Source organism: uncultured Campylobacter sp. (assembly GCF_938045225.1).
Taxonomy (GTDB): Bacteria; Campylobacterota; Campylobacteria; order Campylobacterales; family Campylobacteraceae; genus Campylobacter_A.
In genome coordinates this window covers 1-2,392 of the sequence record NZ_CALINL010000085.1, presented here as the reverse complement: position 1 = coordinate 2,392, position 2,392 = coordinate 1, and the positions used below count along the sequence as shown (strand labels likewise).

Annotated in this window: 1 protein-coding gene and 2 pseudogenes; 1 reads left to right on the top strand and 2 read right to left on the bottom strand. The window is 37.8% G+C overall.

The genetic code is table 11. The features are described from left to right. Nucleotides 1-104: 104 nt before the first annotated feature. Complete coding sequence (locus tag Q0200_RS03785; RefSeq protein WP_297937937.1) at nucleotides 105-440, bottom strand: hypothetical protein; 336 nt, start codon at nucleotides 438-440, stop codon at nucleotides 105-107. A gap of 1,122 nt (nucleotides 441-1,562) precedes the next feature. Next, nucleotides 1,563-1,700 (bottom strand): annotated as a pseudogene (locus Q0200_RS03780) (co-chaperone GroES); the annotation flags it as partial. A 168-nt stretch (nucleotides 1,701-1,868) separates the two neighbouring features. On the opposite strand from Q0200_RS03780, the pseudogene Q0200_RS03775 reads away from it, so the two are divergent. After that, nucleotides 1,869-2,392: pseudogene (locus tag Q0200_RS03775) on the top strand (tryptophanyl-tRNA synthetase); the annotation flags it as partial.

Genomic DNA, 2,392 nt, shown 5'->3' with positions numbered 1-2,392 from the left:
GCACGAGCCTCTTAAGCTTGGTGTCGTGGGTTCGAGTCCCACCCGGCTCACCAAATGTAATTTGGCCTGTTTTTATGTCTGAAATTAGAGTTTGAAACGGTTCTTTATATCTGTAAAGGACCGTTTTTTTGTTGGTCAATTTCGAGGTTCAAGAATATTTTTCGGGCAAAAAGGTCCATTTGAAGCATGTCAGCTGCTCTCATCTGTAAATCCAGGGAATTTAGGGGGTTCAAGAAATTTTCGGCAGTTAGCTTTAATTTGCTTGGATCCACGATTTTCTCGTTAATTTCCGTTAATCCATCGTCCAGTTTTGTCATCTCCAGTTGCCTTGTATCGATTTGCTGTTTAATGCGGTCTTTGGCCGGTTTAGGCGCATCCTTGCCAAGTTCGGTGCATTGCTCGGCAAGTGCGTCTATTTGGCGTTGTTTATTGTTCTTCATCCGTAGCAGGCCTATCTGGAATCATTTCTAATGTAACCCTTCTTAATAAGATGTTCTCTTAAGATTCTCTCTAGGGCGGTTGTCATTGTTTGCCCTTTATCTTCCGCATAATCTCGTAATTTTTCAACCAACTCACGTTCTATATAGTAGTTTATATAAGCACCGTCTTTTTTCGGGCGTGACATCCTATGACTCCTCCTTAGCTACTACTGATTTTCTTGCTTTCTGTAGTGAAGACAATGAATTGATGACTTTTTCTTGTATCTCTGAAATACCAAATGCTTTAAATACTTCCGTTTCAAAAGCAATCCTTACAGGATCGTTTAGCTCGTCTTCAGTCTTCATTATCTTTCTGCCTTTTAGCTTTGCGAAAGCAGCTACGATTTTTTCTTTTTGTTCGTCGTTTAATAGTTTGGGGTTTAGTATGCGACAATGGCTTATTTTCTCCTTATTGATATCGAGTACTCCTAGGCCTCTTCCAAAACCAGATGCTTCAATAAAGAACATCGTTAGGGCAGAATTGAGCAAGGCATGATATAAATCATCTTTCGCTGTATCATCTTTGCACCTAAGGCCTATTAGTCGCTGATTAATAAATGTCGCTCGATCAAATTTACCAAAGAATAATCTCGTATCAGGATTCATTGCGGTGAAATAATCGGCCGTTTCATTGTCTTTTAATTCGTACCATTTACAGCCATTTATTGCTAATACGTCTGGCAATAACTTACCCACACCGTTCTTTACTGTTTTAAATCTGTTTATCCATTCTAATGCTCCGGTTTTATTACTTTTTTCTAATTCCATAATTGTTTCGCTGCAGCAAAAAGCATCCGAATCCGCTTTGGCTAAAAGGTAGTCACAATTTTTAGCATTGATTAGTACTGGTTTTAGAAATTCGCTTTCGATGGAATGCTCGTTGGGATTTGGATAAAAAAGTTTGTCCCAACCCCTTCTGCTTCCGCGAATTACATCGAATATATCGTTGATTTCTTTCGTGATATTTTTTACTTTGCTTAGCCAATCTATCTCGTGGAAAAGAGCGTTTCTTGAAATACCGGTTTCGAGTAGTTCGTCAATCACGGATTGCGAGTATTTGGATATAGATACTACATTGGAATCGATTTCTTTATTGAGGATGGATGAATTAATCAAAGTTTTTTCTTTTGCGTTATCAGGTATAATTATGCCCGAAGCTGTCGTCTTTGTCTCTTCTACGCGTTCGACTAGGACACGCTTGCCTAATGGTTGAAAGTTCATTGTTCATCCTTTTAGTTTAATTGTCTTTTTTAGCACTCTTTATTTTTGAGTGATGAAATCCTAGCATTTTTTTCTAAAAAAGTCAATAATTTATAGTGAATTTTATTAAAAACTTTAGTCTAAGTGACTAAAGTTTTATGATATGTAAAACTAATATAAAGGAATTTTATGAAAAAAGTAGCTTACATAGTTGGCGCGCTTGTGCTCATAGTAGCTTGCATCTTTGGCTTTATCTTTAGCTCTTTTGGCAATAAATTTATAGCCAGCAAAATAGAAAAAGAGGCGCTAGCTCGTGGTATCGATGTCAAATTTAAAGACTTTAACCTTGGGCTTAGCACCTTAAATTTAGAAGCGACCGTGATGGATGCCATAAATTTAAAGGCAAATGGCGATCTATCCTTGCTTGCTCAAAGTATGAGCTTAAACATAGATATAAATGCCAACAAGGCAAAGGCTAGCGAGCTTGGGCTAAAAAAGGACGTCGCTCTTAAAGCAAATGTGGCTGGCAAATTTAGCGACTTCAAGCTAACGGCAACTGGCACGGCGCTTGGATCAAATATAAATTTAAACGCAAATTTAAAAGATTACCTGCCAAAAGCTCTAAATCTTGACGCTAAAAACATCGAACTTTCTGAGATATCAGCTCTTGCCAAAAAGCCAAATTTAGCTAGCGGCAAGCTTGATTTAACGAG

Coding starts and splice junctions, on each gene's coding strand:
- Q0200_RS03785 (WP_297937937.1), bottom strand. CDS start 440: ATGAAGAACAATAAACAACGCCAAATAGACGCACTTGCCGAGCAATGC.